Origin of the sequence: Mesorhizobium sp. M2E.F.Ca.ET.219.01.1.1 (assembly GCF_004016445.2) — a bacterium.
In the GTDB taxonomy this organism is placed as follows: Bacteria; Pseudomonadota; Alphaproteobacteria; order Rhizobiales; family Rhizobiaceae; genus Mesorhizobium.
This window is the reverse complement of the sequence record NZ_SADT02000001.1, coordinates 37631-43529: the sequence shown is the minus strand read 5'-3', so window position 1 is coordinate 43529 and position 5899 is coordinate 37631. Positions and strand designations below refer to the sequence as shown.

General features: G+C 60.1%; 1 protein-coding gene. It reads left to right on the top strand.

The window, feature by feature from the left end; all coding sequences use genetic code 11:
• On the top strand, positions 1 to 5899 hold a 5899-nt coding region (locus tag EN862_RS00115), incomplete at both ends, for a cadherin domain-containing protein (protein WP_193771557.1).

Below are 5899 nucleotides of genomic sequence, written 5' to 3'. Positions count from 1 at the left end.
GTGACCAATTGTATGGCGAGGGCGACGACGACACCCTGAACGGCGACGAAGGCATGGACACGCTCGTTGGCGGGTTGGGTGGCGATACGCTGCATGGCGGCGATGACGCCGACACCCTCATTGGCGGCGTCGATGGGCTTGGGAATGGTGGCGACACCGCGGTCAACATACTGTTTGGCGACCTTGGCGATGATCAACTGTATGGTGATGCCGGTGATGATGAACTTCACGGTGGCGGCGACAATGACGTCATCTCCGGAAACGGGGGCAACGATCGAATCTTCGGGGATCAGGGCGTCGACACGATCTACGGCGGCAGCGGCAATGACGCGGTCATTGTTGAGCGCTCCACTCACTATGCTCTAGGAGAAACAATCGACGGCGGCGACGGCTTCGACACCATACGTTTCGCGAGCACTATAGCCAACGATAGGCTTACGCTGCGTGCGGGAATCTCTTCGATCGAGGAAGTTGTCATTTCTGACGCAAATGGCAGCACTGCCGCTACAACCGCGCTGAACGTCGACGCAAGCGGTCTGTCATATGGGCTCAACCTGACAGGGAACGCGGGCGCAAACGAAATTATCGGGACAGCCTTTAATGATGTCATCGACGGTGGGCTGGGCAATGACGTCTTGGATGGCGGGTCCAGAACTGATGCGGGGCCCGAGAAAGACATCGTCAGCTACAGCGGTCGAACCGACGCAATCGTCGTGACGCTGAACGGTTCGGCGGACACCCAAGTGATTGTAGGGGGAGTTGCAGAGGATACGATCCGCAATTTCGAAGGAGTGGTTGGAGGCAGCGGCAACGATTCTTTGACAGGCGACGGCTTTGCCAACGTCCTCTCTGGATCGGGCGGTAACGATACAATTGATGGCAGCGGAGGTGATGACACTGTCGTCTTCACAGGGCCTTGGACGAACTACTCGATCAGTGTTTCCAACGGCGTTTATACAATCACCGACAAAACCGGAGTGGACGGCTCTGACATCGTATCGAACGTCGAAAAGTTCGCCTTCTCGAATGGGACCTTCTCGGGAGCTGAGATCATTAACGACGCGCCGGTGGGCGTGAATGACACCAACTCTTCGGACAACGTGGTTGAGGCAGGAGGTGTAGCCAACGGCACGGCCGGCGATGCCACAACTACGGGAAACGCGCTGAGCAACGACACCGATGCGGACCAAAGCTTGGGCGATACGTTGGCGATCAACGGAGCGAGAGTCGGAGCTTTGGCCCTAGGCGGTGCATTCACGCCCATTTCCGGAGCAACCTCAGTTGTCGGAACCTATGGCACGCTCTTAATTGACGTGAATGGCGAGTACACCTATTCGCTCAACGACGGTGATCTAGACACCCAGGCTCTCGCCGAAGGAGTAGTGGCGACCGATTCATTTACCTATAGGCTCGTTGATGCCGACGGTGCGACCAGCACTGCGCAGATCGACATCTCAATCGTTGGCAGTAATGATGCGCCCACTGCTACACTGGTGAACCTGTCGTCGATCGCCGAGGATTCCGGCACACTGCTCATTTCACAGAGCGATCTGTTGACCAACTCCACCGATGTTGAGGGGGACAGCCTCACTGCCTCTGGCCTAACCATAACGTCGGGCGCCGGCTCGCTGGTCGACAATGGCGACGGCACCTGGAGCTTCACACCGGCTCCCAATGACGACACGGACGTCTCCTATTCATACACCATCAGCGACGGCCATGGCGGTAGCATTTCAGGGTCCGCCAATCTCGATATCACTCCCGTCAACGATACCCCCATCACTTCGACGGTGGTCCTTGCGCCGATAAGCCAGGGTTCGGGTGCACGGCTCATCACTCAAGCCGAATTGCTGGCCAATGCCAGCGACGTCGACGGCGACAACCTTACGGCCTCCAACCTGGCCATCGGCTCCGGCGCCGGCTCGCTGGTAGACAATGGCGACGGGACTTGGAGCTACACGCCCGTTGCCAATGACGGATCGGATGTTTCCTATTCCTACACTGTGAGCGATGGCCACGGCGGGAGTGTCGGCGGATCTGCTACGCTTGACATCGTGCCAGCGGCCAACAGCGGACCGCCGACGATCACCTCGGACGGTGGGGGCGACGCGGCCTCTCTCGTGGTTGTTGAGAACGGCACAGCGGTGACGACAGTAACGGCCACCGATCCCGATACTGGAACCGCATTCACTTATTCGATCAGCGGCGGTGCCGATGCCGCTTTGTTCCAAATTGACGCCACGACTGGGGCGCTCAGCTTCCAGGCCGCGCCAGACTTCGAGACGCCCGGCGACAGCGGTGGCAACAATGTCTACGACGTGACGGTGCAAGTCTCCGATGGCACTCTTGTGGACAATCAGGCAATCGCAGTGGCGGTCACCAACCAAAACGAGTCGCCGACTATCACCTCCAACGGCGGCGGCGATACGGCCGTGGTTACTACCGCCGAGAACAGCACAACGGTGACAACGGTCACAGCCACTGATCCTGATGCCGGGACCACATTCACTTATTCGATCAGCGGCGGTGCCGATGCCGGCCTATTCCAGATTGATGCTTCGACGGGAGCGCTGAGCTTCCAGGCCGCGCCCAATTTCGAGGTACCGACAGACGCTGACGGCGATGGTGTTTACAACGTCATTGTGCAGGCTTCCGACGGTGCGAATACCGACAGCCAATCCGTAGCCGTAACCGTGGCCAATCAGAACGAGGCTCCCGCAATAACTTCCGAGGGCGGCGGGGATCACGTCACGATCTTCAGGCCGGAGAACATAACGATTGTCACCACCGTCACAGCAAATGATCCCGATGCGGGCGACGCTCTGACTTACTCGATCTCTGGACCACCCGATATCAATCCGGATGGCAATCTTTTTACAATTGATCCAACCACTGGCGTGCTCTCGTTCGTCACTGCACCCGACTTCGAGAATCCGAACCTGAATGGCGGAAACTTCGACAACTACTACGCCGTGAACGTCGTCGTCACCGATAGCGCCGGCGCCGTCGACCAGCAGGTTGTCGAGATCGGCATCACGAACGCAAATGAAGCGCCGGCGATCACCTCGGACGGCGGGGGCGACGCGGCCTCGCTCGTGGTTGCCGAGAACAGCACAGTGGTGACGACGGTGATGGCCACCGATCCTGACGCTGCAACTACGCTTAGCTATTCGATCAGCGGCGGCGCCGACGCCGTTCTCTTCCAGATTGACGCTGCGACAGGTGCTTTGAGTTTCCAAAACGCACCAGACTTCGAGGCACCTGGCGACAGTGACGGCAACAACGTCTACGACGTGACCGTGCAGGTCTCCGACGGCTCGCTGGCTGATAGTCAGGCTATTGCCGTCAGCGTGACCGATGTCGGCGGTCCCACTGACGTCCCCGCGATAGTTCACCATGTCAACAGTTTGGATGCCGTGGTGGAGGGGGGTACCCTTGTCTTCTCCTTCACGCGCGAGAGTGGCGACATTTCGCAGCCGCTCGATGTCTTCTATTCGACTCACTTCTATGATCCCAATGGTGGACCGGAGTTCGCAACACTTTCCGATTTCACCGGCGCAAATATCCCGGACGGTTCGATCCAGAAAATTCACTTTGACGCTGGATCATCGACCGCAAGCATCAGCTTCCAAACTGTTGACGACAGTATACAAGAGGGCCATCAGCGCAGCTTTACCGTTGAGCTGCAACCTTCGTCGGGCTACACTATAGACGGTGGTCCGAAATTGTTTGGATTCATCTACGATAACGATGCGCCGCCAATCGTTACCTCGAACGGCGGAGGTGACACCGCGGCCCTCGCCGTCGCTGAGAACAGCACAGTGGTGACGACGGTAACGGCCACTGATCCTGATGGCGGGGCGACCCTACACTTCTCGATCAGCGGCGGCGCCGACGCCGCTCTGTTTCAAATCGATTCTACGACAGGCGCGCTGAGTTTCCAGACCGCTCCGGATTTCGAGACCCCGGCCGACAGCGGCGGTGACAATATCTACGATGTCATCGTCCAGGTGTCGAAGGGCACCCTCGTCGATAACCAGGCAATCGCGGTGACGGTGTCAAATCTTAACGAGTCGCCGGCTATCACATCCAACGGCGGGGGCGACACGGCTTTTCTCGCGGTTGCTGAGAACAGCACAGCAGTGACAACGGTCACGGCTGCTGATCCTGACACCGGGACCACATTCACCTATTCGATCATCGGTGGTGCCGATGCCGCTCTGTTCCAGATTGACGCCACCACAGGTGCTCTGACTTTCCAGAATGCGCCAGACTTCGAGACACCGACCGACAGCGACGCCGACAACGTATACTACGTCACGGTCCAAGTCTCCGATGGCACCCTCGTCGACAATCAGGCAATCGCGGTGACGGTGACGGATGTTCCTGGGCAAACGATAACCGGTACCAACGCTGCTCAGACCTTAAATGGAACCCCGGAAGCCGATATCATTCTTGGGCTCGGCGGCAACGATACCCTTAATGGGCATGCAGGTGGCGATACTCTCGACGGCGGCGCTGGCGCCGACACCATGGTGGGCGGCACAGGCAATGACACCTACGTCGTCGACAACACCGGCGACATCGTGGACGAGACCGGCGGCGATGGCACCGATCTGGTTCGCTCGTCGATTGCCTTCAGCCTTTCCGATGCTGTGCACGTCATTGGAAGCGTCGAGAACCTGACGCTGACCGGCACAGCCAACCTGGCTGGCACCGGCAATGCGCCCGCCAACGTGATCACCGGCAACACCGGCAACAACACCTTGGCGGGTCTCGGCGGCGCCGATACGCTCATCGGCGACACTGGTACCGACACGGCCAGCTATGCGGCATCGGCGGTTGGCGTGAATGTCAGCCTGATGACCGGTCTTGCCCAAGGCGGCGATGCCGAAGGCGACACCTTCTCCAGCATCGAGGGACTTCTCGGCTCCGCGCAGAACGATACCCTCGAGGGCGATGGCGGCAACAACGTCCTGAACGGCGGCGCCGGCATCGATACGCTGAGCTACGAGCACGCGGCCGCGGCCATCACGGTGAGCCTTGCGACGACGGCGGCTCAAAACACCATTGGCGCTGGCAGCGACACGCTCTCAGCCTTCGAGAACCTGACCGGCTCTGGCTTTGGTGACACGCTGACCGGCAGCACGGCGGCCAATGTGATCTCCGGCCTGGCCGGCGACGACCTCATCAATGGCGGCGCTGGCGCCGACACCATGGTGGGCGGCACAGGCAATGACACCTACGTCGTCGACAACACCGGCGACATCGTGGACGAGACCGGCGGCGATGGCACCGATCTGGTTCGCTCGTCGATTGCCTTCAGCCTTTCCGATGCTGTGCACGTCATTGGAAGCGTCGAGAACCTGACGCTGACCGGCACAGCCAACCTGGCTGGCACCGGCAATGCGCTCGCCAACGTGATCACCGGCAACACCGGCAACAACACCTTGGCGGGTCTCGGCGGCGCCGATACGCTCATCGGCGACACTGGTACCGACACGGCCAGCTATGCGGCATCGGCGGTTGGCGTGAATGTCAGCCTGATGACCGGTCTTGCCCAAGGCGGCGATGCCGAAGGCGACACCTTCTCCAGCATCGAGGGACTTCTCGGCTCCGCGCAGAACGATACCCTCGAGGGCGATGGCGGCAACAACGTCCTGAACGGCGGCGCCGGCATCGATACGCTGAGCTACGAGCACGCGGCCGCGGCCATCACGGTGAGCCTTGCGACGACGGCGGCTCAAAACACCATTGGCGCTGGCAGCGACACGCTCTCAGCCTTCGAGAACCTGACCGGCTCTGGCTTTGGTGACACGCTGACCGGCAGCACGGCGGCCAATGTGATCTCCGGCCTGGCCGGCGACGACCTCATCAATGGCGGCGCTGGCGCCGACAG